Source organism: Synechococcus sp. RS9916 (assembly GCF_000153825.1).
GTDB lineage: Bacteria > Cyanobacteriota > Cyanobacteriia > PCC-6307 > Cyanobiaceae > Synechococcus_C.
On the sequence record NZ_DS022299.1, the window covers coordinates 268,445 to 294,781 of the forward strand.

At 60.8% G+C, this 26,337-nt stretch carries 33 protein-coding genes and 1 tRNA gene; 13 read left to right on the top strand and 21 right to left on the bottom strand.

Translation table 11 applies throughout. The annotated features are described in order from the left end of the window. The first annotated feature begins 55 nt into the window (after positions 1-55). Complete coding sequence (locus RS9916_RS01650) at positions 56-559, top strand: GNAT family N-acetyltransferase (protein WP_038023042.1); 504 nt, start codon at positions 56-58, stop codon at positions 557-559. A gap of 1 nt (position 560) precedes the next feature. Here RS9916_RS01650 and RS9916_RS01655 read toward each other — a convergent pair whose 3' ends face one another. Genes RS9916_RS01655 through RS9916_RS01665 form a run of 3 tightly spaced genes read right to left on the bottom strand, consistent with a single transcriptional unit; the run spans position 561 to position 3,075 of the window. After that, a complete protein-coding gene (locus RS9916_RS01655) occupies positions 561-1,262 on the bottom strand; it encodes a TIGR04283 family arsenosugar biosynthesis glycosyltransferase (protein ID WP_038024006.1) in 702 nt (233 codons plus the stop codon). Positions 1,263-1,270: 8 nt separating this feature from the next. Further along, positions 1,271-1,924, bottom strand: coding sequence for a TIGR04282 family arsenosugar biosynthesis glycosyltransferase (locus tag RS9916_RS01660; RefSeq protein WP_007097439.1), 654 nt, complete (start codon positions 1,922-1,924; stop codon positions 1,271-1,273). Beyond that, positions 1,921-3,075 carry a trypsin-like peptidase domain-containing protein gene (locus RS9916_RS01665; RefSeq protein ID WP_007097440.1) on the bottom strand — a complete coding sequence of 385 codons (1,155 nt, stop codon included), beginning with the start codon at positions 3,073-3,075 and terminating at the stop codon, positions 1,921-1,923. The genes RS9916_RS01660 and RS9916_RS01665 overlap by 4 nt, the downstream gene beginning before the upstream one ends. A 93-nt stretch (positions 3,076-3,168) precedes the next feature. Here RS9916_RS01665 and dnaA point away from each other — a divergent pair, with 93 nt between their 5' ends. Next, the gene (gene dnaA / locus RS9916_RS01670) at positions 3,169-4,578 is read left to right on the top strand and encodes a chromosomal replication initiator protein DnaA (RefSeq protein ID WP_007097441.1); all 1,410 of its coding nucleotides are present in this window, start codon (positions 3,169-3,171) and stop codon (positions 4,576-4,578) included. Between the two features lie 10 nt (positions 4,579-4,588). Here the strand turns inward: dnaA and RS9916_RS01675 are convergent, their stop codons facing one another. Beyond that, positions 4,589-5,314 (bottom strand): ParB-like protein, encoded by a 726-nt coding sequence (locus RS9916_RS01675; protein WP_007097442.1) that lies wholly within the window; start codon positions 5,312-5,314, stop codon positions 4,589-4,591. A 100-nt stretch (positions 5,315-5,414) separates the two neighbouring features. Here RS9916_RS01675 and gorA point away from each other — a divergent pair, with 100 nt between their 5' ends. Continuing rightward, positions 5,415-6,812 carry a glutathione-disulfide reductase gene (gene gorA, locus RS9916_RS01680; protein ID WP_007097443.1) on the top strand — a complete coding sequence of 466 codons (1,398 nt, stop codon included), beginning with the start codon at positions 5,415-5,417 and terminating at the stop codon, positions 6,810-6,812. Positions 6,813-6,870: 58 nt separating this feature from the next. On the opposite strand, the gene RS9916_RS01685 is transcribed toward gorA, so the two are convergent. From RS9916_RS01685 to RS9916_RS01715, 7 genes are all read right to left on the bottom strand, one after another. Further along, positions 6,871-8,391: a GMC oxidoreductase gene (locus RS9916_RS01685; protein ID WP_007097444.1), complete on the bottom strand. Its 1,521-nt coding sequence runs from the start codon at positions 8,389-8,391 to the stop codon at positions 6,871-6,873. Positions 8,392-8,410: 19 nt separating this feature from the next. Next, a complete protein-coding gene (locus RS9916_RS01690) occupies positions 8,411-9,016 on the bottom strand; it encodes a heme-copper oxidase subunit III (protein WP_007097445.1) in 606 nt (201 codons plus the stop codon). A gap of 4 nt (positions 9,017-9,020) precedes the next feature. Further along, positions 9,021-10,709, bottom strand: a complete 1,689-nt coding sequence (locus tag RS9916_RS01695) for a cbb3-type cytochrome c oxidase subunit I (protein WP_007097446.1) — start codon at positions 10,707-10,709, stop codon at positions 9,021-9,023. A gap of 5 nt (positions 10,710-10,714) precedes the next feature. After that, a complete protein-coding gene (locus RS9916_RS01700; RefSeq protein WP_007097447.1) occupies positions 10,715-11,620 on the bottom strand; it encodes a cytochrome c oxidase subunit II in 906 nt (301 codons plus the stop codon). After that, positions 11,617-12,249, bottom strand: coding sequence for a DUF2231 domain-containing protein (locus RS9916_RS01705; RefSeq protein WP_007097448.1), 633 nt, complete (start codon positions 12,247-12,249; stop codon positions 11,617-11,619). Before RS9916_RS01705 ends, RS9916_RS01700 begins: the two co-directional genes overlap by 4 nt. Next, positions 12,246-12,746, bottom strand: a complete 501-nt coding sequence (locus tag RS9916_RS01710) for a DUF2231 domain-containing protein (protein ID WP_038024009.1) — start codon at positions 12,744-12,746, stop codon at positions 12,246-12,248. The genes RS9916_RS01705 and RS9916_RS01710 overlap by 4 nt, the downstream gene beginning before the upstream one ends. 86 nt (positions 12,747-12,832) lie before the next feature. After that, on the bottom strand, positions 12,833-13,936 hold the full coding sequence (locus tag RS9916_RS01715) for a calcium/sodium antiporter (protein WP_007097450.1): 1,104 nt from the start codon (positions 13,934-13,936) through the stop codon (positions 12,833-12,835). Between the two features lie 120 nt (positions 13,937-14,056). Between RS9916_RS01715 and RS9916_RS01720 the strand changes: the two genes are divergently transcribed. The 3 genes from RS9916_RS01720 to RS9916_RS01730 are packed head-to-tail and all read left to right on the top strand — an operon-like array spanning position 14,057 to position 17,806. Beyond that, positions 14,057-15,700, top strand: coding sequence for a SulP family inorganic anion transporter (locus RS9916_RS01720; RefSeq protein WP_007097451.1), 1,644 nt, complete (start codon positions 14,057-14,059; stop codon positions 15,698-15,700). A 17-nt stretch (positions 15,701-15,717) separates the two neighbouring features. Beyond that, complete coding sequence (gene pyrC, locus RS9916_RS01725; protein WP_007097452.1) at positions 15,718-16,830, top strand: dihydroorotase; 1,113 nt, start codon at positions 15,718-15,720, stop codon at positions 16,828-16,830. 28 nt (positions 16,831-16,858) lie between these two features. Then, positions 16,859-17,806 (top strand): SMP-30/gluconolactonase/LRE family protein, encoded by a 948-nt coding sequence (locus RS9916_RS01730; protein WP_007097453.1) that lies wholly within the window; start codon positions 16,859-16,861, stop codon positions 17,804-17,806. 24 nt (positions 17,807-17,830) lie between these two features. On the opposite strand, the gene RS9916_RS01735 is transcribed toward RS9916_RS01730, so the two are convergent. After that, positions 17,831-17,916 (bottom strand) — tRNA-Leu (locus tag RS9916_RS01735). 89 nt (positions 17,917-18,005) lie between these two features. On the opposite strand from RS9916_RS01735, the gene RS9916_RS01740 reads away from it, so the two are divergent. Genes RS9916_RS01740 through trpA form a run of 3 tightly spaced genes read left to right on the top strand, consistent with a single transcriptional unit; the run spans position 18,006 to position 19,443 of the window. Beyond that, the gene (locus RS9916_RS01740; protein ID WP_038024011.1) at positions 18,006-18,233 is read left to right on the top strand and encodes an NAD(P)H-quinone oxidoreductase subunit L; all 228 of its coding nucleotides are present in this window, start codon (positions 18,006-18,008) and stop codon (positions 18,231-18,233) included. A 4-nt stretch (positions 18,234-18,237) separates the two neighbouring features. Next, positions 18,238-18,570 carry a DUF3007 family protein gene (locus RS9916_RS01745; RefSeq protein WP_007097455.1) on the top strand — a complete coding sequence of 111 codons (333 nt, stop codon included), beginning with the start codon at positions 18,238-18,240 and terminating at the stop codon, positions 18,568-18,570. Positions 18,571-18,615: 45 nt separating this feature from the next. Beyond that, entirely contained in the window at positions 18,616-19,443 is an 828-nt protein-coding gene (gene trpA / locus RS9916_RS01750; protein WP_007097456.1) for a tryptophan synthase subunit alpha, read from the top strand. Between the two features lies 1 nt (position 19,444). On the opposite strand, the gene RS9916_RS01755 is transcribed toward trpA, so the two are convergent. Further along, positions 19,445-19,816, bottom strand: a complete 372-nt coding sequence (locus RS9916_RS01755; protein ID WP_007097457.1) for an AbrB family transcriptional regulator — start codon at positions 19,814-19,816, stop codon at positions 19,445-19,447. 102 nt (positions 19,817-19,918) lie between these two features. Here RS9916_RS01755 and RS9916_RS01760 point away from each other — a divergent pair, with 102 nt between their 5' ends. Next, on the top strand, positions 19,919-20,188 hold the full coding sequence (locus RS9916_RS01760) for a YciI family protein (protein WP_007097458.1): 270 nt from the start codon (positions 19,919-19,921) through the stop codon (positions 20,186-20,188). Here RS9916_RS01760 and RS9916_RS01765 read toward each other — a convergent pair. Continuing rightward, complete coding sequence (locus RS9916_RS01765) at positions 20,164-20,541, bottom strand: c-type cytochrome (protein WP_007097459.1); 378 nt, start codon at positions 20,539-20,541, stop codon at positions 20,164-20,166. The two genes, RS9916_RS01760 and RS9916_RS01765, sit on opposite strands and share 25 nt — an antisense overlap. A 33-nt stretch (positions 20,542-20,574) precedes the next feature. Next, entirely contained in the window at positions 20,575-20,796 is a 222-nt protein-coding gene (locus RS9916_RS01770; RefSeq protein ID WP_038024016.1) for a DUF3136 domain-containing protein, read from the bottom strand. A gap of 87 nt (positions 20,797-20,883) precedes the next feature. Here RS9916_RS01770 and RS9916_RS01775 point away from each other — a divergent pair, with 87 nt between their 5' ends. Continuing rightward, positions 20,884-21,453: a Nif11 domain/cupin domain-containing protein gene (locus tag RS9916_RS01775; RefSeq protein ID WP_007097461.1), complete on the top strand. Its 570-nt coding sequence runs from the start codon at positions 20,884-20,886 to the stop codon at positions 21,451-21,453. Here RS9916_RS01775 and RS9916_RS01780 read toward each other — a convergent pair. From RS9916_RS01780 to RS9916_RS01800, 5 genes are read right to left on the bottom strand one after another with little or no spacing between them, the layout of a single operon-like run. Then, the gene (locus tag RS9916_RS01780; RefSeq protein WP_007097462.1) at positions 21,435-21,899 is read right to left on the bottom strand and encodes a phosphate-starvation-inducible PsiE family protein; all 465 of its coding nucleotides are present in this window, start codon (positions 21,897-21,899) and stop codon (positions 21,435-21,437) included. The genes RS9916_RS01775 and RS9916_RS01780 overlap by 19 nt on opposite strands. Before the next feature lie 8 nt (positions 21,900-21,907). Further along, the gene (locus RS9916_RS14260) at positions 21,908-22,189 is read right to left on the bottom strand and encodes a hypothetical protein (protein WP_007097463.1); all 282 of its coding nucleotides are present in this window, start codon (positions 22,187-22,189) and stop codon (positions 21,908-21,910) included. A 10-nt stretch (positions 22,190-22,199) separates the two neighbouring features. Further along, entirely contained in the window at positions 22,200-22,532 is a 333-nt protein-coding gene (locus RS9916_RS01790; protein WP_007097464.1) for a hypothetical protein, read from the bottom strand. Between the two features lie 12 nt (positions 22,533-22,544). Next, positions 22,545-22,919, bottom strand: coding sequence for a YkvA family protein (locus tag RS9916_RS01795; protein ID WP_007097465.1), 375 nt, complete (start codon positions 22,917-22,919; stop codon positions 22,545-22,547). A gap of 39 nt (positions 22,920-22,958) precedes the next feature. After that, positions 22,959-23,891, bottom strand: a complete 933-nt coding sequence (locus RS9916_RS01800) for a sigma-70 family RNA polymerase sigma factor (RefSeq protein ID WP_007097466.1) — start codon at positions 23,889-23,891, stop codon at positions 22,959-22,961. 203 nt (positions 23,892-24,094) lie between these two features. Between RS9916_RS01800 and RS9916_RS01805 the strand changes: the two genes are divergently transcribed. Beyond that, positions 24,095-24,586, top strand: a complete 492-nt coding sequence (locus RS9916_RS01805) for a DUF2214 family protein (protein ID WP_007097467.1) — start codon at positions 24,095-24,097, stop codon at positions 24,584-24,586. 11 nt (positions 24,587-24,597) lie between these two features. Beyond that, positions 24,598-25,272 (top strand): hypothetical protein, encoded by a 675-nt coding sequence (locus RS9916_RS01810; RefSeq protein WP_007097468.1) that lies wholly within the window; start codon positions 24,598-24,600, stop codon positions 25,270-25,272. A 64-nt stretch (positions 25,273-25,336) separates the two neighbouring features. On the opposite strand, the gene hisIE is transcribed toward RS9916_RS01810, so the two are convergent. Beyond that, complete coding sequence (gene hisIE / locus RS9916_RS01815) at positions 25,337-26,005, bottom strand: bifunctional phosphoribosyl-AMP cyclohydrolase/phosphoribosyl-ATP diphosphatase HisIE (RefSeq protein WP_038024019.1); 669 nt, start codon at positions 26,003-26,005, stop codon at positions 25,337-25,339. Positions 26,006-26,337 lie beyond the last annotated feature (332 nt).

The window sequence follows — 26,337 nt, forward strand, 5'->3', positions numbered from 1 at the left end:
AACCGTGGTTACCACGGGTGATACGCCAAGATCGGGGGCAGGTTGCAATCGCTGGGTGATCGGAACGCCTGCACTCACAGAGGAGACATTGGCGCAGGCCTATGGGGAGAAGGCTCGCTTCTGCCAGACCCCCAATTCCCAGGTCAGCCTGGTTTTCAGCCAATCGCGCCCCATGGACCTGGTGGAGCTGGAGCGTCTCCTGGAGTCAGTGGGTTGGAGTCGGCGGCCTGCGCGCCGTGTGAGAAAGGCCCTGGAGCACAGCCTGATCACTGTGGGCTTGTGGCGACACGACCCACGGCTTCCCCGTCTGGTGGGCTTTGCCCGCTGCACGGGTGATGGCGTGCTGGATGCCACGATCTGGGATGTGGCCGTGCATCCCCTCTACCAAGGCTCAGGCCTGGGAAAACAGTTGATGGATTACGTGTTGGATGCCCTGCGGGAGATGGGAACCGAACGGGCCACGTTGTTTGCTGATCCCGGAGTGTTGCCCTTCTACCAGCGTCTTGGTTGGGAGCTGGAGCCCTCAGGCCATCGCTGTGGTTTCTGGTACGCCAGCTGAATCAGGGGCTGATCGGTTGTCCGTAGTAATCAGCAGCCAGTTGTTCCGCACTCACGCCCTGCCGCCAGCGCTGGCGAAGTCGGGCATTACGCCAGCTGCGTTCCAGCACGCCGGTGCGGCTCCAACGGCGTCCATCACTCAGCAACGCCTGACCGATGGGCCTTAATCGGGCGATGGCAGCAAGTCGCTCCACGAGATCGAGATCCTCCATCAGAGGGAGAGGGGCATAGCCACCGCAATGGTGGTAAAGATCGCAGTGCACAAGCAACCCTTGGTCGCCATAGGGGCGTTGCAGCCAACGGCTGCGAAAGGCGACAGCTGCTTCGAGTAATCGCAGGGATGGCCGGCTGGGCGTAAGCCTTAGATCGAAGTACCAGGCCGAGTGTTTGGCAGCGGGTGCATGGACCAGGGATGCCAGCGTCTGGGCCCAGTTGGTGGGCAGCCGGCTGTCGCTGTGGAGGAATAGCAACCAGGTTCCCTGCGCTTGCGCGGCGCCGTGGGCCAGCTGGCAGCCTCGCCCCCGTTGCGGAGCCTGAAGCCAGTGCGCACCCGATAAACGGGCAATCTCGCCGCTGCGGTCGTGGCTGCCACCATCAACAACGATGCGTTCCAGTGGGCCATCCCAGCGCTGCAGATCGGCCAGCAGCAGCGGTAGACGCTGCGCTTCATTCAGGCAGGGAACGATCACACTCAGGGTTGGCATGACGGCGTTCAGGCCAGCCAAGGCTTGAGGTCCTCCACGCGGTCGATGTCGTTGTGCTCCCGCAATAGAAACGGTGTGAGGCCTTTGCGATGTGCCCGCTCGCGGGTGATCGCCAGCACGCTCTCACTGCCCCAGGGCAGTCCTGCGAACAGCCAGGACGGGCATGACCGAGCCAGCGCGGGGCCCAGCCCCAGGAGCCAGTAGCCACCATCGCTGGCTGGCCCCACCACCAAATCATGGTGCGTCAAGGCATCGATGGCGCAGCAGAGATCCCGACGCGATAGGTCGGGTAGATCAGTCCCGATGATCAGTAGCGGTGGCGAAACCCGGCCGCGGCGGGCCTTCAGCAGTTGTCGCCGCATGCGCAGACCCAGGTCTCCTTCCCCTTGGAGATGCAGGTGATGGATGGGGTGACGGGTTTGGACTCTCCGGTGAGGGTTGAGCCCCGATCCACTGACTGCCACTTGCAACTCGAGGATGCCGTCGTCGGCCAGGGAGGTGGCGACGGCGAGGGTATGCAAGCGCAACCGGGCCTGTACTGCAGCGGCTGCACTGGGACCGATCGTGGCCCCGAGCCGGCGCTTGCAACGTCCGAAGGCCGGCCAGCGGCTCATCACCACCAGAACGGGACGGGTCTGATGGTCGACAGGCGTCTTGGTCAATCCTGTCGTGGCAGTTCAGCCGGACGCACGGACAGCTTCTCGCTGGCTCCGTCGCGTTCCACGGTCAGGGGCATGGGTTCGCCCACCCTCCCACCGTCGACGGCCAACTGCACTTCGGATGGGTCCTTCACGCGCTTGCCGTTGACCGACTTGATCAGATCACAGGCCTTGATGCCTGCTCGGGAGGCGGGGCTGTTGTCCACCACCTCAACGACAATCACGCCATTGGTTTCCGGCACGCGGCAGCGGGAACTAGTGGCGTTAATTTCCTTCGCCAGCTGGGGTGTGAGGCTTTGCAGTCGCACGCCGATGTACGGGTGCGATGCCTGGCCGGTGGTGATGATCTGCTGGGCAATGCGCTTGGCCTGGTTGATCGGAATGGCAAAGCTGAGTCCGGCGCCCGGTGCCTTGCGGATCGCGGTGTTGATGCCGATCACCTGACCGGAGGCGTTGATCAGTGGCCCGCCGCTGTTGCCCGGATTCACCGCTGCATCGGTTTGGATGTAAGCCACCCGCTGGCCTGAGCCAAGCGCGTTGGTGCGATCCACGGCGCTGATGATGCCTGCCGTGACGGTGTTATTGAGTCCCAGGGGGTTGCCGATGGCGATTGCCCATTCGCCTGGTTTGAGGTCGTTGGAGTCTCCGAGTGGCGCCACGGGCAGCTTCTCGGCCACCACTTTCACCACCGCCACGTCAGTGAGCGGATCCCCCCCCAGCACCTTGCCGCGAAAACTGCGCCCGTCTGGAAGGGTGACCGACACCCGATCCGCTCCTTCCACCACATGTTCATTGGTGAAGATCAGACCATCGGAGCGGGTGATGAATCCAGACCCTTGGCCCTGCTGCTGCTGGATCGCCGGAGCGCCACCGAACAGGTTCCCCAGAGGATTGCTGACCCGTTTGATCGTGTCGATTCGCACGACGGCGGGACCGACCCGGTCCACTGCTGACACGATCACGTTCCGTCCCGGCTTGAGCGGCGGTGCGCTGGGGCCGTCGCTGACCTGGGGCAGCTTGCTTGGAGTGGGCTCAGGAGCGATCCCCAGCCGTTGCTTCCAGTTCGCATCGCAGCCACTGAGGCTGAGGCCAATCAGGCTGATCCCCAGCCAGGACAGGGGGCGCAGCTTTCGGTCATGAGCGGCGCAGGCCATGAGATCAAAAGGATTTCTGACAGCGTCTCATGAAAGACAGGGCTCGCCCGGAGACAAGCGTAGATTTCCCATCTGCATGGGGGGTTCAGAACGTTGCTGAGCGGGAGTGAGCTGTGGAACAAGGTGCAGCACGCTCTTCAGGGCAGCCTCAGCAAGCCGACGTTTGAAACCTGGCTGCGGCCTGTGCGTTGCAGCAGCTTCTCCGACGGTGAGCTGTGTCTTCAGGCCCCCAACAGTTTTGCCAGCAACTGGCTCAGGAAGCACTATCTGAGCACCATCACCGAGCTGGCCACCGACATCATTGGCAGGCCTGTGCAGGTCACCGTGGAGGCCCGTCAGGAGGATCAGGAGGGAGCTGCATCCACTCCGGTGCAGGCGGCACCTGCACCCGCACCTGTTGCAATGGCCAGTGATGCAAGCGCGAGCGCTGTGGCCGTCCCCTCCCCTGGCCAGACGCGAGCTCCTCGCCGTCTCCCAGGCCTCAATCGGCGCTACGTGTTCAATCGTTTCGTGGTGGGGCCCAACAGCCGCATGGCCCATGCGGCTGCTTTGGCGGTGGCCGAATCCCCGGGGCGTGAGTTCAACCCTTTGTTCATCTGCGGTGGTGTCGGCCTGGGCAAGACCCACCTGATGCAGGCCATCGGCCACTACCGCCTCGAGATCGACCCAGATGCCCGGGTGTCTTACGTCTCCACGGAGACGTTCACCAACGACTTGATTGTGGCGATCCGCAAAGACGGCATGCAGGCCTTCCGTGATCGCTATCGGGCCACGGATCTGATCTTGGTGGACGACATTCAGTTCATTGAAGGCAAGGAGTACACCCAGGAAGAGTTTTTCCACACGTTCAACGCCCTGCATGAAGCTGGGCGTCAGATTGTGATTGCGAGCGATCGCCCCCCAAGTCAGATCCCCCGGCTGCAGGAACGCTTGATCTCCCGCTTCTCGATGGGATTGATCGCTGACATCCAGGCCCCTGACCTGGAAACTCGGATGGCCATCCTTCAGAAGAAGGCTGAGCAGGAGAAGGTCTCGCTGCCCCGTGATCTGATCCAGTACCTCTCCGGTCGTTTCACGTCCAACATTCGCGAGCTGGAAGGCGCTTTGACCCGTGCTGTGGCGTTTGCCTCGATCACCGGTCTGCCGATGACGGTCGAATCGGTGGCGCCGATGCTTGACCCCAGCGGTCAGGGGGTGGAGGTCACGCCCCAGCAAGTGATCGACAAGGTGTCTGAGGTGTTCGATGTCAGTGCGGATGACATGCGCAGCAGTAGCAGGCGCCGTACTGTTAGTCAGGCCCGCCAGGTCGGCATGTTTCTGATGCGTCAGGGCACTGATCTAAGCCTGCCGCGCATCGGTGAGACGTTCGGTGGCAAGGATCACACCACCGTGATGTATGCCATCGAGCAGGTTGAGAAGAAGTTGTCGTCTGACCCCCAGCTCGCCAGTCAGGTGCAGAAGGTCAAGGACCTGCTGCAGATCGATTCAAGGAAAAAGCGCTAATCAGCGGCACTTAGCGCTCTCTTGTCCAGCCGGCCAGATGGGCAGCACCTGATGAGCGAACAAGATGGCGGGCTGCAGGCAGTGCCGGTTCCAATTGCGCTGAGCTGAAGGGGGGCAGTGGACGGCTGCGCAGCCAGGCTCCCCAGCGGAACTCGTGATATGGGATCAGGGGCTGCGGCTTGATGGCTCGCTCCTTCTTCAGTTTCCACACCAGGCTTCGGTAAGGGTCATCCTGAAGACCCATCAGGCTGGTCGGCAGTGACTCTGGGGCGTGGGGACCAGTGCCGCGACCATCAAACAGATAGAGCCATCCGCGCTGTTGCAGGTGTTGCAGCACTCCCTGGCGATCGTCGGTGTCGAGCTCTTCGATCACGTAGCCGAAAGTGGTGATCGTGGGATCCATCTCCAGCAATGCCCTTAGGCGATGGTGACGGTCGACCATCCACAGCGCGCCGCTGCGGTTGCGCACAAGCGGCACAGGTTTTGTCCGTAGGTAACGCTGACGCTCCTCCTCGCTGTCGTTGAGGAAATCCCGTTGCCGGCTGCGCACTTCGGCCAGTCCGATGCACATCTGGGTTGGCTGCAGGCGCTGCACATCGACCTCGAACAACGTGTAGCCGTCGTTGGGGTTGGGAATGCGGTCGTACTGAGCGAGATGCAGGGGGCTGAGCTCTGAATTCGTCGCCACTATGGCCTGATTGATTGGCTTTGGCGTGTCAGAGCCCACCGATCGCATCAATCCCCATGCGGAGCGATGCTGTGTCTGCAATCGCCATCGTCAACACGGTTGAACTTCTCACAGTTCTCTGGAGCACGTGCACAATGCCCGAGTTGAGATGGTTCTGGCTCTGGCGACCGTGGCGCAAAACCTTGATTCCGCATCTTTTGATCTGATCGTGCTTGGGGCAGGCTCCGGGGGGCTTGCTGCCGCGAAGCGGGCGGCCCGCCATGGGGCGCGGGTGGCGATTGTGGAGGGGGATCGGGTCGGCGGGACCTGCGTGATCCGCGGTTGTGTGCCCAAGAAGTTGCTGGTGTACGGATCCCAGGTGCAGGAGCAGTTGGCGGATGCGGCCAGCTACGGAGTCACCGTGACCGCCGCGCAACAAGACGCATCGGTGTTGTTGAACAACGTCCGCAATGAGGTTGATCGGCTCAATGCCCTTCACATCTCTTTCTTAGAGAAAGCGGGGGTGACCCTGGTGCGGGGCTGGGGACGCTTTCTGGACGACCATCGGATTGCTGTGCGTCGTGACGGTGATGGTGAGCGGGAAGAGGTGTTGCAGGGGAGCCGCATCCTGATCGCCGTTGGCGGTCAGCCCAGTCGACCGTCGATCCCCGGGGCGGATCTGGCCTGGGTGAGTGATCAAATGTTTCTGCAGGAGAGCTACCCGCAACGGGTGGTGATTGTCGGCGCTGGGTTCATCGCCTGTGAGTTCGCCTGCATCCTCAGGGGGCTTGGCGTTGACGTGACGCAGCTGGTGCGGCGGGATCACCTGCTGCGTGGCTTTGATCGCGAGCTGGCCGATGCGGTCCAGGAGGGGATGGTTGAAAAGGGGATCGATCTGCGCTTTGGCACGGCACCGACGGCGATCGAGGGGTCACCCGGAGATTTGGTGGTTTGCACCGATGGTGGTGAGCGGTTGCCGTGTGGTGGGGTGCTGCTGGCCACGGGCCGCCGCCCTTTCCTGGATGGCCTCGATCTGGCATCTGCTGGTGTGCAGGTGGAAGGCCATCGTGTGCCAGTGGATGCCGACCAGGCCACCAACGTGCCCCATATTCATGCGGTCGGTGATGTGACCGACCGGATCTGTCTGACGCCCGTGGCGGTGGATGAGGGGCGTGCATTTGCCGATGCTGCCTTTGGCGGGATTCATCGACAGGTCAACCACGACTTGGTGGCCAGTGCCGTGTTCAGTCAGCCGGAGCTGGCCACGGTGGGCCTCAGTGAAGAGGCAGCCGTCGAACGTCTGGGTGCTGATCAGGTGGTGGTGCATCGCGCCCGCTTCCGTTCGATGGCTCAGGCTCTGCCCAAGCGTGGTCCCCGCTGTCTGCTCAAGCTCGTGGTCGACAACACCAGCGATCGGGTGCTCGGTTGTCACATGGTGGGCGAACACGCCGCTGAAATCATTCAGATGGCGGCGATTGCCATCGGCATGGGAGCGACCAAGGCGGATTTCGATCGCACGATGGCGTTGCACCCTTCGGTGGCAGAAGAGTTCGTCACCATGGGGTGAGTCGTCGGGCGCTCATTATCCCGCCAACCTGGCAAAACCATGGAAGCCGGCGCAGCTGTTACCCGTCCAGGCGCCGGCCCAGGCTCTCGCCCAGACGGAGGGCCAGGGCAATGGTAGTGAGTCCTGGGCCCACACTCGGACAGCTGGGAAACACGCTCGTGTCGGCGATGTAGAGGTTGTCGAGCTCATGGCAGCGGCCATCCGCGTCCACCACGGAGGAGGCCGGATCTGTTCCCATCCGACAGGTGCCGCAGCTGTAGCCCACCACGCTCATGGGTGCTTCGCCGCGGGGATGGGTAGGAGCCTGGCTCACCACCTTGGTGATGGGGTCCGCCTCCACGGCTTTGAGGGTGTCAAGCCAGCGGTAAACCAGGCGATCGTGGGCTTCCCGGTTGTTGTGCAGATAGTTGATGCGCACCTGATCGTGGTGGAGCCACACCTTGTTGTGGGGGTCGGGCAAGACTTCGGTCATGGCCCACCAGGCCACGGAGCGCGAGGCCAGTCGTTCCAGGCCAAAGTCGGGAATCAGCTTGCTCACCAGCGACAGCACCGGAGGCGATTCCGCAAACAGCGCATCCTGCAGCACGCCACCAGCGGTCTGGATGTGTCCGAGCGGGAAGCTCACATTCTTGTCGCCCCAGTAGTAGTCGTTGATCCCAAGCGAGCGCGGGTAACGACCGTCGTTGCGTTCAGTCGCGAGCTGCAGGATTGAAGTCAGCTGCAGGTTCATCAGGTTGCGCCCCACCTGATCGGAGCCATTGCTGAGACCACGGGGATGGCGGTCGTTGCTGGAACGCAGCAGGATGGCCGGTGAGTTGATGGCGCCGGCCGCCAGCACCACGAGGTCGGCGGAAAACAGCCACAGATCTCCGGCGACGTCCGCTTCGACCCCTTTGACGGCTCGGCCGCTGGGGTTCACATGCAGCCGCAGAACCCTGGCTTCGCTGCGCACAGTTAGATGGTCCTCATCGCCAAGGGCGAGGCCAAAGAGCTGGGAGTCCCCTGTGGGGTCGTCGGCATCGTCCGACCAGCTCAGTGGAATGTCGTAAGGCTGGCAGCCTTGGCGTTGTAATGCCTCTCGCAAAGGCTCGAGAAAGGGCACCAAGGGGCGGGGAGGCTCCCCAAAGGGGCTTGACCGCGGTGGCTCGGTGGGATCAACACCGCTCGTCCCATGCACCCGATACAGGGTTTCCGCGTCGTCGTAATAGGGGGCTAGCTCCTGGTAGTCGAATGGCCATGCCGGTGAGATGCCGTTCTGTAGTGGCAGGTCACTGAAGTCGCGCTCACGCATGCGTTCGAGCACCGCGCCCCAGATCTTGGTGTTGCCCCCGAGGGCATACATGGTCTGCGGAGCGAACGGATCTCCATCGGGCCCGAACCAGCGCTCCTGGCGGGGGTGGTATCGGTCTTTGCGGAACAGATCCACGTCGGCGACGTTCTGATCGGCCAGGGCCATCGCTCCGCCCCGCTCCAACACCAACACGTTGCGGCCCTGCCGGCTCAGGGCACCAGCAAGGGTTCCGCCACCGGCTCCACTGCCGATAATGATCACGTCGTAGTGGAGATCGTCGATGATCATGGTCGTCGAAGAAAGGTGGTCAGTTCGTGCGTTGCCAGACGTAAATCAGCACGTAGAGGATGATCCAGATCACATCCACGAAGTGCCAGAAGAGGCTCACCGATGCCACACCCATCTCGCCTTTGGCGTAGTTGTCGGTGCGGAATGAGCGCACCAGCATCAGTGCCATCAGCAGGATCCCGGTGATCACATGCAGGCCGTGAAATCCGGTGAGTAGATAGAAGGTTCCTCCGAAGACACCGCTCTGGAGCGTGAAGGCCAGCTCTGACCATTCGACGTATTGGCCATACACGAAGTAGGTGCCCATCGCCATCGTGAGCAACCAGAAGCCACGGAAGCCCCAAAGGTTGCGGTGATGCAGCTGGCGTTCGGCGAAGTAGGCCACGAAGCTGGAACTCACCAGCACGATTGTGTTGATGAGGGGCATCCGGGTCTCGAGACCCTCGACTCCCTCAGGGAGCCATTCGGGAGCGGTGATTTTCAGGAGGGCAAATCCGGCAAAAAAGGCCAGAAAGATGATGCTTTCGGAGCAGAGGAAGATGACGAACCCCGTGAGGTTGTGGCCGTCATGTTGGATGTGCCCAGGGGTGTGATTCAGGGGGCTCTCAGGTTGAGCTGTGGTCATGGGATTAGGCCTCCTGTGCGCGACGCACGTAGTACTCCTCGTCGTTCACCAGAGGACGTCCCAACCCATAGCCATAGGGCTCATTGATCACCGTGGGCACGTCCTCTTCGAAGTTCTCGGCTGGAGGGGGAGAGGGAAGCAACCACTCCAGTCCGATGGCCTTCCATGGATTGGCAGGCGCCTTGGGGCCGCGGGCCCAGGAGCTGACCATGTTGAGGATGAAGGGGATTGAGGCAACGCCAAGCATGAAGGCGCCGATGCTGGCGATCACATTCCAGAGGGCGAACTCCGGGTCGTAGGACGCGACGCGGCGCGGCATCCCCATCAGTCCTGCCCAATGGAGGGGAAGCCAGTTGAGGGTGGCGCCGATGAAGGTCAGGGCGAAGTGCACTTTCCCAAGACCTTCGTAGAACATGCGGCCGGTGAACTTGGGGAACCAGTGGTAGAGGCCCGCGAAGATCCCGAAGCCGATGGTGTTGAAGATGATGTAGTGGAAATGGGCAACCACGAAGTAGGTGTTACCGACGTGGATGTCGATCGGGGCGGTGCCGAGCATCACTCCGGTGATGCCGCCAAAGATGAAGTTCACCAGCCCACCCAACACAAACAGCATCGGGGTGGTGAGCCGGATCTTTCCTCCCCACAGGGTGCCCAGCCAGGCGAACACCTTCACCCCTGTGGGGACGGCGATCAGCATGGTGGTCACCATGAACAGATTGCGCATCCACTGGGGGGTGCCGGAATAGAACATGTGATGCACCCACACAATCAGCCCTAGGAAGGTGATCACAAAGGAGGCAAGGGCCACAAAGCGATAGCCAAACAAAGGCTTGCGTGAATAAACGGTGATCAGCTCCGAGAAGATGCCAAACACCGGCAGCACCATCACGTAGACCGCAGGGTGGGAATAGAACCAGAAAAAGTGTTGATAGAGCACCGGGTCTCCACCTCCTTCGGGACGGAAGAAACTGGTGCCAAAGCTGAGATCAAACAGCAGCATGATCGCGCCGCCGGTGAGCGCTGGCAGTCCGACCAGTTGCAGGGTTTGGGCCGCCCAGGCGGTCCAGACGAACACCGGCATGCGAAAGAACCCCATCCCCGGGGCACGCATGCGGATGATCGTGGTGACGAAATTGATCGCACCCATGATCGATGAGATCCCCGAGAGGGCCACGGCCAGGATCCAGAGGAACTGGCCGTTAATGAAATGCCCCAATGGGTTCTGAATGCTCACTGGGGGATAGGACCACCACCCGGCTGATGCAGGGCCACCAGGCACGAAGAAACTGGCCATTAGCACCACCGCAAACACTGGCACGAGCCAGAAGGCCGCGGCATTTAGCTTTGGGAAAGCCATGTCGGGTGCGCCGATCATGGTTGGAATCAACAGATTGTTGAATCCATTCAGAACGGGAAATAGAAACAGGAACAGCATCACTGTTCCGTGCATGGTGTAGAGGCCGTTGTAGACGCTCGGATCGACCAAATCGGAGGGTGGCGTGATCAGTTCGCCACGCATCACCATCGCCAGAAGGCCACCCACCAGTAGGAAGAAGAGCGCCAAGCCGATGTATTGAATGCCGATCACCTTGGCATCGGTGTTGAAGCTGAAAAAACGCTTCCAGTTGTCGGGTGCGCCGGGCACCGGATGCGGCGCTTTGAGCACCCGCGGGTCATAGTTGGTGGTGGTCATGCGGGTCAGGCGTCGTGGGGCGCTTCAGGGGTGCCGGGGTCATTGACCATCGGTGGCAATGCCGGGGGGACCGTGGCCCAGCCCCGGTCCCCCTTGGCAAGGCGTTGTGCGTAAAGAGGTGTCGCTGGACTGAGGCCTGGAACCAGTGGCTGAGAGGCGCTGTGTTCTAACCATTGGTTGAATGTCTCCTCCGACTCGACGATCACGTGGGTCTGGTTATGGGAGAAATAGGCGCCGCTGAACATGGCATCTCTGAGGCGGTAGGTGCCTGCGCGCGTCGGCGTGACGCTGTAGGAGATCACGCTGCCCGGAATGATGTCTTGTTTGAGCCGAAAGGCCGGGACGTAAAAACTGTGGAGTACATCGGCGGAGCTGAGCTGAAGGTTGGCGCGCTGATCAATGGGCAGGTGTAACTCGGAGCTGCGCACACCATTGGGGTAAACAAATTCCCAGCTCCATTGGCGAGCCATCACACCGATTGGGCCGAAATCCCGACGGGTATCGGCAACCGCCACAGCTCCGGGGGCCTGATCGGCGGCCACGTCGTATTTGGTTTGTGGTCCGAGCGAGGCCAGCTGCTCATTGACATGGATGGAATAGAAGGCCAGAGCCATCACCACCACAAACGGAATCACCGTCCAGGTGATTTCCAGGCGTGTGTTCCCTTCAATGGGTAAGCCGTCGCTCTCGTCGTATTTCTCGGCCCGGTTAAACAGCACCGACCAGAGGATGAAGCCGACGCAACCCACGAAGATGAAGCAGCCAATGCCCACTTCGAGGCTGAATAAGCCGTCCACATAGGGGGCTGCGGTCGAGGCCGCCACCGGGAGCCAGTCGACCGACCAGTGGGCTACCTGAACGCTCAACACCAGATTGAGCAGGGTGCAGAGGCCGATCACAACCCATCTCATGGCAGCACCTCCCCTAGGTCAGCACCGGCGGCGAGCAGTTGGTCTGCAGTGATGTGCACCCCAAACTCACTGGCCAGCCAGGCGCCGAGGCTGCCGTGCAGACCCATCAGCAACAGCACAACAGTGCCGCAAGCCAAATACAGCCAACTCACCTGACGCCCCAACTCCCGGCGCCAGACGAAGCGTTCATAGGCCCGCCAGATGGTCATTGCCACGATGATCAGCAGCAGAGCCACCCCACCGACGGCATGCCAAAGCATGGTGTCGATCGCGTTCTGCCCCAACACACTGCGTACGCCCGGCAGGGGGACCGCTAGAAGCATTTCAAAAAAGCCTGCGGCCACCGTGAAAAAGCTGATCACGCTGCAGGCGAGCACGTTGTACCAGCCCACGTCGTGGAAGCCGACCCGTGTTACTGGCAACGCCAGGAAGCGGAACACCCGTTTCTCAAGGGGGTAGAACGCGCCTGCGAAATCAAAGGCGATGCCGATGGCAAACAACCCGATGGTGAAGTGCACCAGATTCGGGTGGATCGGAATCGAATAAGGCAGGTCATTGGGCCCTAGTCGGTCAGCGATCTCATTGATCGGCGAACTGATCAGCCCGAGCCCGATCCAGGTGCTGCTCATGACAGCACCCCACTGCGGGCGGCCTCCACCACGGGCACGGTGTGCAGTCCATAAATCCAAACGAGCTTGTCGCCGAGATAGACCTGCACAACGACAAGGGCAGCCAGCAGGCTGTCGACGGCCAGAAAACCTCCAGGTAAACGGTTGGGGTCCTTCTGGCGAACCACAAAACGCCAACCCGTCAGCAACCCCAGTACGCCGGCGAGGGACCAGCCGATCGTGCTGTGGATGTTGAGAATGTCGCGGGCCGCTCCGTAAGGACTGGCAAGCCCGGCTTCAATCTGGCCAAAGATGATGGCGACGAAAATCGCCACCGTCGCCACCAACAGATTCCAGAAGCTGACCTCAAATAAGTTGCGGCGTCCTGTGACGACGCCAATCAGGTCGAACACAACGCTGATCAGCGCCATCGCAATCACGAAATGGACGACGATGGGATGAATGACGTCGAGCCAGGGCAGGTTCTTGTCGTTGAGGGGCGGGAGCAGCCCGAGCATCGGCAAGCCGACGAATAACCCTTTCAGGATGTCCAGCAACTAACGCGTGGTCATCCTTCCTGATGAGTTTTGTCGAAATCGCCTGATCAACCGCCGGTGCGGTGGCGTTTCAGTTGACGCCAGTAGATCAGCGCCTGCGTGCTGATGATCACCATCACCGCTGGCAGCACCAGGCACAGCACCACCAGGCGGAATTCATCGCTCCAGCTGGCCAGCTGGGTTCTGGGCAGCACGTTGTCGACCATATAAACGCAGTAAAGCCCCACCAACAGTCCTCCCTCCAACCTGGAGATGGATCCCTTCGTCCAGAAGATCGGGAAACAGGCCAAGCAGGTGAGCAACATCACTGGGATGTCGTCGCTAATCAGTTCAGGGCTCACCTGGAGCCCACGGGCTCCGGCGGCAATGGCGCCGCCCCCCAGCACCAATAGCAGGTTGAGTAGACAACTGCCCACCACGTTGCCGATCGCCAGGTCGGTGCGGCCCCGCAGTGCTGCCACCAACGAGGTGATCAGCTCGGGCATCGAGGTGCCAGCCGAAACGATGGTCAGACCGATCACGGCTTCACTCACCCCCAGCTGCAATGCGGCTGCACTGGCGCCTTTGACCAGGAGCTGGGCTCCAAAGCCCAGCACCACAATCCCACCCAACAGGCGGATCGATGCCTTGATCCAGCCCTCATCCGCGGTTTCGGCATCAATCTCAGGCTCGGCGTTTTCCATCTCCTCGGGTTCTTCCCGCGCAGTGCGGATCTCCCAGATGGTGTTGATCACCAGGGCCAGCAGCAGGGCCACGCCCGACTGCCAGGTGATCCTGCCTGTCGAAGCCATGCCCCAGACCGCAGCCGATACGGCCAGGAGCAGGGGAACATCCCGTCGCACCAACCGGCTCTCCACCTTCAGGGGCAGCACCAGAGCACTGCTCCCCAGCACCACCATCACATTGAAAATGTTGCTGCCTACTGCGTTGCTGACGGCCAGGGCATCGGAGCCCTGAAGCACAGAGCCAATGCTCACGAAAAATTCGGGGGCGCTAGTGCCCAGCGACACCACGGTGAGTCCGATCACCAGCTGGGGGATCCCGAAGATCAGCGCCAGGGTGACCGCCCCTTGCACAAACAGCTCGCCGCCACCAAACAGCAGTGCAATGCCCACCAGCACTTCAAGGGCTGACAGCAAGAAGGGAGGCATCGCAGAACCGCTTGATGCGATGATTCTGCTACCACAGATGGATTGCGAATGCTGATTGGAAGGGAACTTGTCGCAGGCTGGAGCCGCCTAACATTTCCGAGTCTGTTTATTAGGGGTTCAGTGCTTCTGAATCGCATCAGCACCCAGACCATCAAAGGCGATGCCTTTGGTGGTCTGACGGCGGCGGTGGTGGCTCTGCCGATGGCGCTTGCTTTCGGTGTTGCGGCCACCGGTGACCCGGGCCCCGGGCTTTGGGGTGCCGTGATCATTGGCCTGGTGGCTGCTTTTTTTGGGGGTACTCCCACGCTGATTTCCGAACCCACAGGTCCAATGACCGTGGTGTTCACTTCGGTAATCATCAGCCTCACCGCCACGGCTCCAGACAAGGAGACCGGTCTGGCCATGGCCTTCACGGTGGTGATGCTGGCGGGTTTATTCCAAATCCTCTTTGGGGTCTTCCGCCTGGGGCGTTATGTCACCCAGATGCCCTACACGGTGATCTCGGGCTTCATGTCGGGGATCGGGGCCATCCTGGTGATCCTGCAGTTACCCGCCTTTCTTGGCCAAGAAGCCCAAGGAGGGGTGAAAGGGACCATCGTTCGAATCCCTGAACTGCTCAGCAAGGTTGATGGTCCGGAGCTGGCTCTGGCGGTCGTCACTGTTGCGATTCTGTGGTTCACGCCAGGCGTCGTGAAGCGGTTCTGCCCTCCGCAGCTGCTGGCGTTGGTGGTGGGCACCTTGCTCTACATCCTTTTGCCCAAGGAGCTGGATCTCGCTGTCATTGGTGAGTTCTCTGCGCAATTGCCAAGCCCCCAGATGCCGCGCTTTGACGGAGGGCAGCTGAGTTTGATGCTGGTGGATGGGGCTGTCTTGGGCATGCTCGGATGCATCGATGCGTTGCTCACCTCGGTGGTGGCTGACAGCCTCACCCGCACCGAGCACGACTCCAATAAAGAGCTGGTGGGGCAGGGGCTGGCCAACATCGCCTCCGGAATTTTTGGTGGTCTCCCCGGCGCCGGCGCCACCATGGGCACAGTGGTGAATATCCAGGCGGGCGGTCGCTCAGCTCTCTCCGGGATCATCCGGGCTGTGATCCTGATGGTGGTGGTGCTGGTCGCCGCTCCCCTTGCCTCCATGATTCCTCTGGCGGTCTTGGCCGGGATCGCCTTGAAGGTGGGTATCGACATCATCGACTGGGACTTCCTGCGCCGGGCCCATCACCTGTCGGTCAAGGCAGCGTTGATCACCTACGGGGTGATTGCTCTCACTGTTTTGGTGGATCTGATCGCCGCTGTGGGCATTGGTGTGTTTGTGGCGAACGTGCTCACCATCGACCGGATGAGCGCTCTGCAGTCGAAGCGCGTGAAGACGATCAGCACAACGGACGATGACGTGGAGCTGTCGGTTGATGAGCAGCAGTTGGTTGACCATGCCTCAGGCCGAGTGCTGTTGTTCCAGTTGGCGGGGCCGATGATTTTCGGGGTGGCGAAGGCCATTTCCCGCGAGCACAACGCCATTGGCGAGTGTGAAGCCGTGATTTTTGACCTCCACGAGGTGTCTCACCTGGGCGTGACGGCCTCCTTGGCCCTTGAAAATGCCATCAAGGAAGCCCTTGAAGTGGGTCGCCAGGTTTATCTGGTGCTTCTGCCTGGTGTCACCCGTCGTCGCCTCGAGAAGCTGAGGTTGCTAGAGCTGATTCCTGAGGAGTGCATTACCACTGACCGTTGTGATGCATTGCGCCGGGCGGTCGCCGGCCTCAACTGATCTTTTCCCCTGGCTTTGTGACTGAAGCTCCGTCTCGCCTCACACTCCGTCGTCCCGACGATTGGCATGTGCACCTGCGTGATGGGGCGATGTTGCAGGCGGTGCTTCCGGCCACGGCCCGGGTGTTTGCGCGGGCCATCGTGATGCCCAACCTCAAGCCGCCCGTCACCACGGTTGAGGCAGCACTGGCCTACCGCGAGCGGATCCTCTCCGCCCTGCCAGACGGTGCGCAGTTCACACCCTTGATGACGGCCTATCTCACCGATGACCTTGATCCGGCAGTGCTGGAGAAAGGCTTCCGAGCTGGGGTCTTCACGGCCGCGAAGCTTTACCCCGCCAATGCCACCACCAACTCAGCGGCGGGGGTGACGAATCTCGACACGATCGCTCCCGTGCTGGAAAGGATGGAAGCGCTGGGCATGCCGTTGCTCATCCATGGCGAGGTCACCGATTCCGCGATCGATATCTTTGACCGTGAGGCGGTGTTCATTGAGCGGCACCTGATTCCGCTGCGCGAGCGTTATTCAGGGCTGAAGGTGGTGCTCGAACACATCACCACGGCACAAGCCGTGGATTACGTGTCGGGGCGTAGTCCGTTGCTGGCGGCAACGATCACTCCCCACCATCTCCACCTCAACCGCAACGCCATGTTTGCCGGCGGATTGCGCAGCGATTTTTACTGTCTGCCGGTTGTGAAGCGCGAGACCCACCGTCGTGCTCTGGTGAAAGCGGCCACCAGTGGTGAACCCTGCTTCTTTCTGGGTACCGATTCCGCCCCGCACCCCCGGGCCGGCAAGGAATCAGCCTGTGGCTGTGCCGGCATCTTCAATGCTCTCCATGCCCTGGAGAGCTACGCCGCCGTGTTTGAGCGGGAAGAGGCCCTGCATCAGCTCGAAGCCTTCGCCAGCGAGTTTGGCCCGCGTTTCTACGGCCTACCCCTCAATTCCGGCACCGTCACCCTGGAACGCACGCCCCTTGATGTGCCGGCCCGTCTCGTCGGCCCCTTCCCTCCGTCAGCGGATGAGGGCCCCCTTCCAGACGATCAGGCTCCCGTGCTGTTCCATGGTGGTGACACCCTCCCTTGGAGGATCACCGCGATCTCGTCCGTTGCTCAGACAGGGATTGCCTGAATAGCCTGAAAGCAATCGGCGCTGGTGGATGGCTGTTTCCAAGTCCAGCTTCGTCGACACTGAGTACGCGGCGGATCACCCCCGCTTCCACGATCTGTTGCTGTTCAACGCTCAGATGGAAGTGTTGTTTGAGGGGTGTCGTTGGTTGGAAGGGCCGGTATGGATCGGAGATCAGAACCGGCTCCTGGTCTCAGACATTCCCAATGACCGGATCCTGGCTTGGGATGAAGACCACGGGCTGAGTGTCTTCCGCCATCGAGCCGGTTTCCCGAATGGGCAGACCCGAGATCGCCACGGACGGCTGCTGACCTGTAGTCATGGCGAGAGGGCTTTGCTGCGCACCGAGCACAGCGGCCGGGTGGTGCGCCTTGTCGATTCCCATCGCGGAGAACCCCTCAATACCCCCAACGATGTGGTGGTCAAACGCGATGGAACGATCTGGTTCAGTGATCCGCTGTACGGACTGATTAACGATTACGAGGGTGGGAGACGCAGTTCTCGCCAGCCGGCCAGGGTCTATCGCTTTGATCCCAACGATGGATCTTTGACGGCGATGACCGAGCCATCGCAGGTGGTTGGACCCAATGGTTTGGCGTTCTCTCCCGATGAATCGCTCTTGTATGTGGTCGATACGGGGGCACCGGATGATCCCGATCCAGAACGCCGCATCCTTGTGTTCGATGTGGAGGATGGTGGTGGTGCCCTTGGCGAGGCGCGGTTGTTTCACCAGGTGAGTCCGGGTTACGCCGATGGCATCTGCGTGGATGAAGAGGGCCATGTCTGGAGCAGCGCAGGCGATGGCGTGCACTGCATTGCGCCTGATGGTCATCGCCTCGGCCGCCTACGCACGCCTCAACGGGTCGCCAATCTCTGTTTTGGTGGGGAACACTGCAACCGTTTGTTCATCTGCGCCTGGACGGCGATGTACGCCATTCACGTCAACACCCGTGGCGTGCAGCATCCGGCAATGCCTTAACCGATGCGGCTCTGGATCAAGCAGTGGGGGCAGGGGGACTTGAACCCCCACAGGCTTTACAGCCCAAACGATTTTAAGTCGCGTGCGTCTACCAATTCCGCCATGCCCCCGGCGGTCAGAGCCCTGTCAGTGCTCTTCGCGGCATCTTAGATTTCAGCCATCCAGCGGGAGTGATGTGTTGCCGGAAGCCCTCACCAACATGGCCAGTACGGAGACGCTGTTCGTGCTTGCCGCTTATGCCCTTCTGGGTGGCCTCTATCTGGTGGTGGTGCCCCTGGCTCTTTATTTCTGGATGAACAAGCGCTGGCACCGCATGGGCAAGGTGGAGCGCCTCGGCATCTACGGAATGGTGTTTCTCTTCTTTCCCGGGATGATCGTGTTTGCTCCCTTCCTCAATTTCCGGCTTCAAGGTCAAGGCGAGGTCTGAACCGTTGACCCGTTTGAACGTTCTCCTCATCGGCCTCTTGGTGCTGGTGCTTGGTGGTGTGGGTTACGGCGCATTCACTGCGCTTGGTTTTGAGGATGCGTCCGCCGGCATCGCTGCTGAAGCGGTGCTGATTGTGATCGTGGTGGTCTGGACGGGCTCTTATCTGTTCCGTGTCGTCACCGGCAAGATGACCTATATGGAGCAGCGTCGCCGTTACCGCAAGGGTTACGACCAATTGACCGACGACGAGCTTCAGGCGCGGTTTGATGCCTTGAGCCCGGAGGAGCAGCAAGCGCTTCTGGAGCAGCTCTCGCCCGAAGCCACCTCAGACCCGTAGGCTCCCGCAGTGCTTCTGCTGCGCTGAATCAGCATTCTTGGCCCCATGACCACCCCTGCAGTGACCGCAACAGACTCTCTGTCACCCATTGCGGCACGCTTCGCCAGCCTGCGGGAGCAAGGGCGGATGGCTCTGATGCCTTTCCTGATGGCTGGCGACCCTGATCTCAGCACCACGGCAGAGGTTCTCCTCAGTCTTCAGGCTCAGGGGGCTGACATGGTCGAACTCGGCATCCCCTACAGCGACCCCCTTGCTGATGGCCCGGTCATTCAGGCGTCCGCCTATCGGGCGCTGTCAGCGGGCACAACCCCGGATCGGGTGCTCGACATGTTGGCTGGCCTCAAGGGACAGCTCACAATTCCGGTGATCCTGTTCACCTACAGCAATCCACTGTTGAATCGCGGGGCTGAGCAGTTTTTTGCCGATGCTGCCGCCGCCGGTGCAGCAGGGCTGGTGGTTCCTGATCTCCCGCTGGAGGAAGCCGAACGCCTCTCCCCCCTTGCCCAGGCGGAGGGCCTCGATCTGGTGCTCCTAGTGGCGCCCACCACCCCTGCCGATCGCATGCGCAGAATCGCAGCGGCCAGCCGCGGCTTCACGTACCTGGTGAGCGTCACGGGCGTCACAGGTGAGCGCTCCAGCCTTGAGGGGCGTGTGTCGTCATTGGTAGCTGATCTGAAAGCCTGCTGCCCGATTCCTGTTGCTGTGGGCTTCGGTATTTCAGGCCCCGAACAAGTGTCTCAGGTCAAATCCTGGGGCGCGGATGGCGCCATTGTGGGCAGTGCTTTGGTGAAGCGAATTGCGGCAACGGAGCCCAACTCCGCTGCCGCCCAAGCAGGTGAATTCTGCCGGCAGCTCAGAAGCGCTGCCGACTGAATCACTCTTCGTCTTCTTCGCTGCCGCCGACAGGAACCAGGCGGATCTGTTTACGGCCGAGCTTGATCTCAAACTCATCGCCGGCTTTGAGATCGAGCATGGCGGTGTATGCCTTGCCGATGAGAAGATTGCCGTTGCCTTGAACAGTTGCGATGTAGGAAAGCTTGCGGCCACCTTTGCCAACACCGGCACCACCGCCGATGCCCAGATTCACACCTTTGGCTTCGAGAAGCGCTTCATAGAAAGCGGTGAAGTTGAGACGCTCGCCGCCGTCCTTCTTGCCCGAAACGTAGCCGCAGGCCCTGACGAGATCGGATTTACTGACATCGCCCAGTTCTTTGACCTTATTGAGCAGGTCACTCCCTGTGAGCATGATCGTGGAAAAAGAAGATCTACGGCATAAACATAGCCTTCAATCCTGCCACTGTGCCATTCTCAAGGAGATATTCAGTGTGTGTTGGAGCATTCAGCATCCATGGCTCGTTTTGTTCTTTGGGGTACTTACTGCGAGAACGCTCTGGAAAAACGCACCCCCTTTCGTGATGAGCATCTGGGGCGCCTAAAGCTTCTTCAAGATCAAGGTACGTTGATCACGCTTGGCCCAACCGAAGGCAGCACCCATGTTTTCGGAATTTTCGAAGGGACTGATATCGCACAGATTCGTGATCTGCTTGAACAGGATGTGTATTGGCGAGAGGGCATTTGGACGGCTCTAGAGGTTTACCCCTGGATCCAAGCGTTCTGAGCCTGTTCCCAGATCCAGGCGGCCACAAGTTCGTCGCCGCCCACCCCAAGCACATCGCCATAGCCCGACATTTGTCCGATTCCTTCGCGAGCAACGCGGGCAATGGCGTCGGGGTCATCGAGGCCATTCTTTTTGAGTGCGGCGAGCTTGAGGGTGCGGCCGCGGCGAATGATGTTGCCGCCATTGACATGACATCCGGCGCAATGGTTGCTGAACAACTCTTGGCCACTGGTGGCCAGCACGGGACTCACTCCGGGAAAGATTGCCAAGGTGGCGAGCACGATCCCAAGTGAGGCAATGGTGTGCAGCAGCTTGGTGATCAATTGGATGGAACGACTGGCCTTCCGGATCATGCAATCAAGGCAGCAAGCTCTTCATTCTGCTCTTTAGGCCTGGAGTGAGCGTTGATAGCGAGCCAAGAGGTCTGCGGGCGATCGGTACTCGCGGGGCAGGCTGGTGTGTAAGCGCTGCAGATAATCCCAGCAGCGTGTTCGTTCAATAATGCGTTGATCCTTTCCTTGGGTCACAAGTGTTCGCAGTGCCAGGCAGTAACTGGGGAAGCCGGCTTCCAGTTCTCCGATGGAAAGGACGCTTTTCGCAGCCGTCATCACCTTGCTTTTGCACAACTGCCACAGTCGCTGCGTTGCATGATTCCTGTCTGTTGTCAGGATCACAGCAAAGAGACCAGGTGACTCGTGGCGGAAGTCGATCTGCAGCGTTTTCTGCAGAAGGTGCAGCAGCTCAATGCCTTGGTTGCCTTGCTGGAGCAGGACCCTGCCCGTCGTGCTGCCTTTGCTGCCTGTTCGGACCACAACCAGGTGGTCCAGCTCGCCAGGGTCTGGGGGTACGAGATCGGTCGGCGCTGGGGTGAGCAGCCTGTATGGGTTCCCCCTCTAGAACGTCAGCCTGAGGGCCAGGCACTTCCCCCAGGGGCAACGGTGGTGGATCCTTTGCTGCGCGGCAGCCTGCCTCCACCGGGAACGGAACACGTCCGCATTCTTCATGCGGGGGAGTCCTGGCGTTTGGAGTTGATTCACTCCTGTGCGGCCCAGAGTGCTGATGGGTTTTGGTATGACCAGCGTGAGCATGAATGGTTGACGCTCCTGCGGGGCAGCGCCCGCCTGAGGGTGGCTGATCCAGCCCAGACCCTTGATCTGTGTGTGGGTGATGGGGTGCATCTGCCACCCCATCGGCGTCATCGTGTGGAGCGCACCGACCCGGAACCGGGCACGTTGTGGTTAGCGCTCTACTGGTGGGATCCCTGATCGATGCGTCCTTGGGGTTGGGAGCGAATCACAAGCCAGTAGGCCCCTGCGAGGGCGATGGAGGCGAGCCCCAAACCAATCAGGAGTTGGGGCTTGTTCTCAGACCCTGCTGGGAGCACGATCACTTTGCGCGCCACGGCTGTGAGTGCTGTGACCAGCACCAGTTCCAGTTGCACGACGTGGCGGCGCAGGTAGCTGGTGACGTTTTGGAGCACTTCCAATGCGATCAACACGGTGAGCAGATCACCCAGCACTTTGATCAGCCCATCACCGAGCCAGTTGGCTGGTTGCGGACTGATCAGGTCCATGGCGACACGCATGATCAGTTGCCCGAGGGCTGCCACGATCACCACCGCGGTGACCACTGTCAGCACCTTGGCGACGACCTGTTCACCCTTGTCGACCACCTTCAAGAAGCTGGGCCAGGCACGACGGGAGGAAGGCACAGTCGGGTTCAGTTGGTGAAGGGCTCGTAGCCGGGACGCGCTGGAGTGTCGCCGGGAGGATTTTCGATCTTGGTGTTGCAGGTCACCGAGCCGTCTGCGTTTTCGACGCAATCGGTCGGCACCACTTTGCTGTTTTTGCCGGTGCTGCTGCCGGGGCCGAGCAGCCATGTCTCTTGCTGAGCCAGTAGCTGCGGGGCAGCCACGATTTGCAGCCCGATCAGAGCGGCGGCGGACGTCTTCAGAACTGTTCCAGCAGACACGGCAAGCACTCGTCTGCCCACACTTTGCATGGGATTGAACTCAGCTGACGGAATCGTCGCGGATTTCCCTGAGAAGCAGGTCCAGTTGGCCAAAGGGGTCCACGTCGTTGCTTGCTGAACCTGCCTCCGATTGGCTGTCCCCGTTGGAGGGCGATTGGCTCCAGTCCGCTTCGATGGCACAGAGCCTTGCGGCCAGTTTGGGGAGTCCCCCTTGGCGATGCTCCCGCTCCAATACCTCCAGAAGCGCGGGCATGCGCGTGGAGCTGGCCCGAAGACTGCGGCGCAGGTCCGCTTGGGTGCGTCCCTGTTGTTTGAGCCAGTCCTTCAACACGGCCACCAGCTCGTCTTCCATGGCTGTGTTCCAGACAGTCATCGATGGCATCGGTCAGGACTGACCGGGAGGAAACCACCGATCCAGTTTGCGCTGTGCCCGCAGACGGATGTCATCGGTGAGGTGATGTCGCCATAGACCGATGACAGCGGTGAGGGCCACAAGGTCGTCACTGAAGCCAGCAATCGGCAGGAAATCCGGCACCAGATCTGCTGGCATCACGAGGTAGGTGAGGGCAGCGAGCAGGGTCAGCCGGGCCTTGGGTGGAGTCGCTGGATCCATCAGCAGCTCGAGTACTTCCAGGGCCGGTCGCGCGACTCCCCGACCGGCCCTGCGCAACAGCCTGCGGAGATTGCCTTCATCGATGACGCTGCTGTCGATCACCTCGGCATCGACCACGTGGTCATGAAATGACGATGCCTCAGCCATTGCGGCGCCTTGCGGAGGTTCCTGACTCCACTCTCGCCCTTAGACCTCGACCCGCGCTTCGATCAGGCCATTTTGGATACCGCTCTTGCGCAGTTTGCGGAGGGCGCGTTGCACCACTTGACGGCAGTATTCGCGGCTGCAGCCCATGTGGCGTGCGACCTCGGCCAACGTCCGCCATTCGTTGGAGCCATCCAGGCCAAAGCGCAGCATCACCACGGTGCGCTCTTTAGGGGTGAGGTTGGAGCGATCCAGCAGGGTCCAAGCAGAGGCGGTGCGCTCGTCAATCTCGGCTTGCTCCATCGGTGGTAGTTCTTCGCTGGGAAGCACATCCACAAGTTCGGAGGGGTCCGATTTCGATTTGACGATCCCCTGCAAACTCACGGTGACGCTCCGCAGTTCACAGCCGAGTAGATCGTCGACTTCGGCGCGGGAAATTTGCATGGCTTCCGCCAATTGTGCGGGCGTTGCGGCCTGGCCATTGCGTTGCATGAGCCGAGCCTTGGCGGCGCGAAGTTTGGTGAGCTTTTCATTCACATTCACGGGAATGCGAATGGTGCGGCTTTGGGTGGATAGCGCCCGGTTCAGTCCTTGACGGATCCACCAATAGGCATAAGTCGAAAAACGATGTCCCCTGGTGGGATCGTATTTTTCAACTGCCCTGGTGAGGCCCAGCGTCCCTTCTTGGATCAGATCGAGAAGGTCGAGGCCTTTGCCCTGATAACGCTTGGCAAGATTGACGACTAGGCGCAGATTCGCCGTGATCATTTGATTCTTTGCCTTTTCTCCCTTTTTGATGGTGCGTTTTTCCTCCTCGCTGTAGTTACATGCTGGCCCCGTACCTCCGGCAAGCATGCAACGTTCTGTGATCGCGACCATGGCCTGAACCTTGCGGCCCATGGTTAACTCCTGCTCAGGGGTCAACAATTGGTGCCGGCCAATTTCGCCGAGGAAGGCGCTCAGGGAACTCACCATCTTCACACTCCTGTCTTTTTTGAACCTAGGGCGGAAATGATTGCCACTCGGGGGTGTAATAAAGAGTGCGGAATTAATGATTAGTGCGTTATTCCGTTTTGTTTTTTAATTTGTTTTTGCTTCGTTTGTAGCGGCTTTGTGTTGGTGTCTCCGGCCCGCCTCCTCATGGTCGCCGCTACCCTCACGACTTCTCCGACATCGCCATGACTCTGGCCACCGTTTTGACGCCCGAGATCGCCAAGAGCGCCGGGGTTGCTTACGTCCACTACTTGAGCTTTATGCTCTGCTTCGCCGCTCTCGTGGTCGAGCGGCGCCTGATCCGTCCTGACCCTGATCGTCGGACCGCCACCGTGATGGTGGTCACTGATGTGATCTACGGAATGGCAGCGTTGGCCCTGCTGGTGAGCGGCATTTTCCGGGTGCTCTATTTCGGCCAGGGCAGTGAGTTCTACACGACCAATCCCCTGTTCTGGTGGAAGGTGGGCCTCTACCTCTCTGTGGGCGGTCTCTCGCTTTACCCCACCATTACTTACGTGCTCTGGGCGATTCCTCTGCGCAAGGGTGAACTCCCCAAGGTGTCTGAGGCTCTGGCCTCCCGTTTGGCTTGGATTCTCAATATCGAGCTGGTGGGATTTGCCCTGATTCCTCTGATGGCCACCTTGATGGCTCGCGGCGTGGGCTTGCCCGCCGCCTGATCGGTTCGAGGATGGTGGCCTTGACCCCCGATCCCTGCCCTCCTGCCCAGGAGGTTCGCAGCGTTGACTTGCGGTTCGCGCCGATCGCCGTTGCCGATGCTCCTGGGTATGGTCAGCAGTTAGCGACAACCGGGCTGGGGCCGCCAATGCTCCCTCGATGGTGCGTCTGGGTCGAGCCCGCCAGTTCGAGCGAGCCCTCCCGTTGGGAGGCGCGATGGCAACGGGGAGTCGACCAATCTCTGAAGGTCTGGGGGCAGGTCTTGCCGATGATCCGCGTGGTAGATCCGCAGCGGGCCCATGTGCGGATCGAGCGGCGCAGGCCACCACGGCGTCAGCTCCCCGACGGTTGGCGTGCCAGTAACGGTCGCAGCCTGTTGGAGACCTTGAACGTTCGCCGTCAGGAGGTTTGGCGCTTGGAGCCAAGGGTCACCGTGTTGGTGTCTCCGGAGTTGCGGGCTTCAGCGCTGCAGGCCACGGCGTTGCATGAACTCGGTCATGCCTTTGGGCTGTGGGGGCATAGCGATCAGGCTGGTGATGCCATGGCTGTGTCGCAGGGGCGCTCACCATTGCTCCGACTCAGCAAACGTGATCAGCTGACGCTGGAGTGGATGCGACGGCAGCCGACGCAATTCGGAAAGCCCGTGGAGACAGACCAAACCCCTGAGACACGTCTGCGTAACGATTAAGTGACTTTTGCGTAACGAGAACGTTTCGAGCGTGGGTTTGGCGCCGATCCCGGCGTTGTGGCGGTCAGTGTCGCCTCGGGGCTCCACGGCGTTGGGCCAACACTTCCTGCACCTGGCGCCAGCTAACGCCGTGGTGGGCGAGGGCCACCTGCATGTGAAAGATGATGTCGGCCGCTTCCCCAGCAATTTCTGCGGCGTTGTCGTCTTTGCAGGCCATCACGAATTCAGCGCTCTCTTCGCCGATCTTTTTGAGGATGCGGTTGTCGCCTCCCTCCAGCAGTTTGTTGGTGTAGCTGCCTTCTTCTGGTCTGTCGCGGCGGCCTTCGATCACTCGGGCAAGCTCGGTGCACACATCCGCCGGTGGCGGCAGGGCATTGGCGCCGCCACCTGTGGGTTGATCGCTGTCGTCGTAGAAGCAGCTGCGGGCGCCGGTGTGACAAGCCACATCTCCGGTCTGCTCAATTGTGATCAGGAGCACGTCGGCGTCGCAGTCGTAGCGAATGCCTTTGACGGTTTGGGTGTGGCCGCTGGTTGCGCCCTTGTGCCAAAGCTCCTGGCGCGACCGGCTCCAATAGTGCACTTCCCCGCTGCTGAGGGTGCGCTCGAGGGCCTCTCGGTTCATCCAGGCCTGCATCAGCACAGCGCCATCAAGCCAATCCTGGGCCACGGCCGGGATCAGTCCGGCCTCGTTGAAACGGAGATGGTTGATGAACTCAGGACTCAGGGGCTGCATCAGGCCTCTTGGCACGCAGATCTCGTGCCTTGATCCTCCCGCAATGCCGCCCCCTTCCAAGCGCAGAGCCATTGGGTCTGTCACCTGAATCGGCGTTGGGAAGGCGCGGGCGAGGTAACCCGCGATTTTAGCCTTCCTGCAAAGCGTCGAGCGCCTACCTGGCCTTTCTAAGGGAATTGATGCCCATTCTCGACTAAGCGTTAATGCCTATTCCTGTTTCTAAAAAGTTTGTGGTGATACAGGGAAAGGGGGCTTCGATGTCGAAAATTGGAATGTGAAGGCATCAGCCTTATTGCCGTCGAGCGGGAGGTGGGCTGAGGGGCCTTCCTCCC

What these genes read in the sequence shown, in the direction of transcription:
- RS9916_RS01655 (WP_038024006.1), bottom strand. Translation starts at nt 1,262, where the DNA reads ATGCCAACCCTGAGTGTGATCGTTCCCTGCCTGAATGAAGCGCAGCGT.
- RS9916_RS01665 (WP_007097440.1), bottom strand. Translation starts at nt 3,075, where the DNA reads ATGGCCTGCGCCGCTCATGACCGAAAGCTGCGCCCCCTGTCCTGGCTG.
- RS9916_RS01675 (WP_007097442.1), bottom strand. Translation starts at nt 5,314, where the DNA reads ATGCGATCGGTGGGCTCTGACACGCCAAAGCCAATCAATCAGGCCATA.
- gorA (WP_007097443.1), top strand. Translation starts at nt 5,415, where the DNA reads ATGGTTCTGGCTCTGGCGACCGTGGCGCAAAACCTTGATTCCGCATCT.
- RS9916_RS01685 (WP_007097444.1), bottom strand. Translation starts at nt 8,391, where the DNA reads ATGATCATCGACGATCTCCACTACGACGTGATCATTATCGGCAGTGGA.
- RS9916_RS01690 (WP_007097445.1), bottom strand. Translation starts at nt 9,016, where the DNA reads ATGACCACAGCTCAACCTGAGAGCCCCCTGAATCACACCCCTGGGCAC.
- RS9916_RS01695 (WP_007097446.1), bottom strand. Translation starts at nt 10,709, where the DNA reads ATGACCACCACCAACTATGACCCGCGGGTGCTCAAAGCGCCGCATCCG.
- RS9916_RS01700 (WP_007097447.1), bottom strand. Translation starts at nt 11,620, where the DNA reads ATGAGATGGGTTGTGATCGGCCTCTGCACCCTGCTCAATCTGGTGTTG.
- RS9916_RS01705 (WP_007097448.1), bottom strand. Translation starts at nt 12,249, where the DNA reads ATGAGCAGCACCTGGATCGGGCTCGGGCTGATCAGTTCGCCGATCAAT.
- RS9916_RS01710 (WP_038024009.1), bottom strand. Translation starts at nt 12,746, where the DNA reads ATGCTCGGGCTGCTCCCGCCCCTCAACGACAAGAACCTGCCCTGGCTC.
- RS9916_RS01715 (WP_007097450.1), bottom strand. Translation starts at nt 13,936, where the DNA reads ATGCCTCCCTTCTTGCTGTCAGCCCTTGAAGTGCTGGTGGGCATTGCA.
- RS9916_RS01730 (WP_007097453.1), top strand. Translation starts at nt 16,859, where the DNA reads ATGGCTGTTTCCAAGTCCAGCTTCGTCGACACTGAGTACGCGGCGGAT.
- RS9916_RS01740 (WP_038024011.1), top strand. Translation starts at nt 18,006, where the DNA reads ATGGCCAGTACGGAGACGCTGTTCGTGCTTGCCGCTTATGCCCTTCTG.
- trpA (WP_007097456.1), top strand. Translation starts at nt 18,616, where the DNA reads ATGACCACCCCTGCAGTGACCGCAACAGACTCTCTGTCACCCATTGCG.
- RS9916_RS01755 (WP_007097457.1), bottom strand. Translation starts at nt 19,816, where the DNA reads ATGCTCACAGGGAGTGACCTGCTCAATAAGGTCAAAGAACTGGGCGAT.
- RS9916_RS01760 (WP_007097458.1), top strand. Translation starts at nt 19,919, where the DNA reads ATGGCTCGTTTTGTTCTTTGGGGTACTTACTGCGAGAACGCTCTGGAA.
- RS9916_RS01765 (WP_007097459.1), bottom strand. Translation starts at nt 20,541, where the DNA reads ATGATCCGGAAGGCCAGTCGTTCCATCCAATTGATCACCAAGCTGCTG.
- RS9916_RS01770 (WP_038024016.1), bottom strand. Translation starts at nt 20,796, where the DNA reads ATGACGGCTGCGAAAAGCGTCCTTTCCATCGGAGAACTGGAAGCCGGC.
- RS9916_RS14260 (WP_007097463.1), bottom strand. Translation starts at nt 22,189, where the DNA reads ATGCAAAGTGTGGGCAGACGAGTGCTTGCCGTGTCTGCTGGAACAGTT.
- RS9916_RS01790 (WP_007097464.1), bottom strand. Translation starts at nt 22,532, where the DNA reads ATGACTGTCTGGAACACAGCCATGGAAGACGAGCTGGTGGCCGTGTTG.
- RS9916_RS01795 (WP_007097465.1), bottom strand. Translation starts at nt 22,919, where the DNA reads ATGGCTGAGGCATCGTCATTTCATGACCACGTGGTCGATGCCGAGGTG.
- RS9916_RS01800 (WP_007097466.1), bottom strand. Translation starts at nt 23,891, where the DNA reads ATGGTGAGTTCCCTGAGCGCCTTCCTCGGCGAAATTGGCCGGCACCAA.
- RS9916_RS01805 (WP_007097467.1), top strand. Translation starts at nt 24,095, where the DNA reads ATGACTCTGGCCACCGTTTTGACGCCCGAGATCGCCAAGAGCGCCGGG.
- RS9916_RS01810 (WP_007097468.1), top strand. Translation starts at nt 24,598, where the DNA reads ATGGTGGCCTTGACCCCCGATCCCTGCCCTCCTGCCCAGGAGGTTCGC.
- hisIE (WP_038024019.1), bottom strand. Translation starts at nt 26,005, where the DNA reads ATGCAGCCCCTGAGTCCTGAGTTCATCAACCATCTCCGTTTCAACGAG.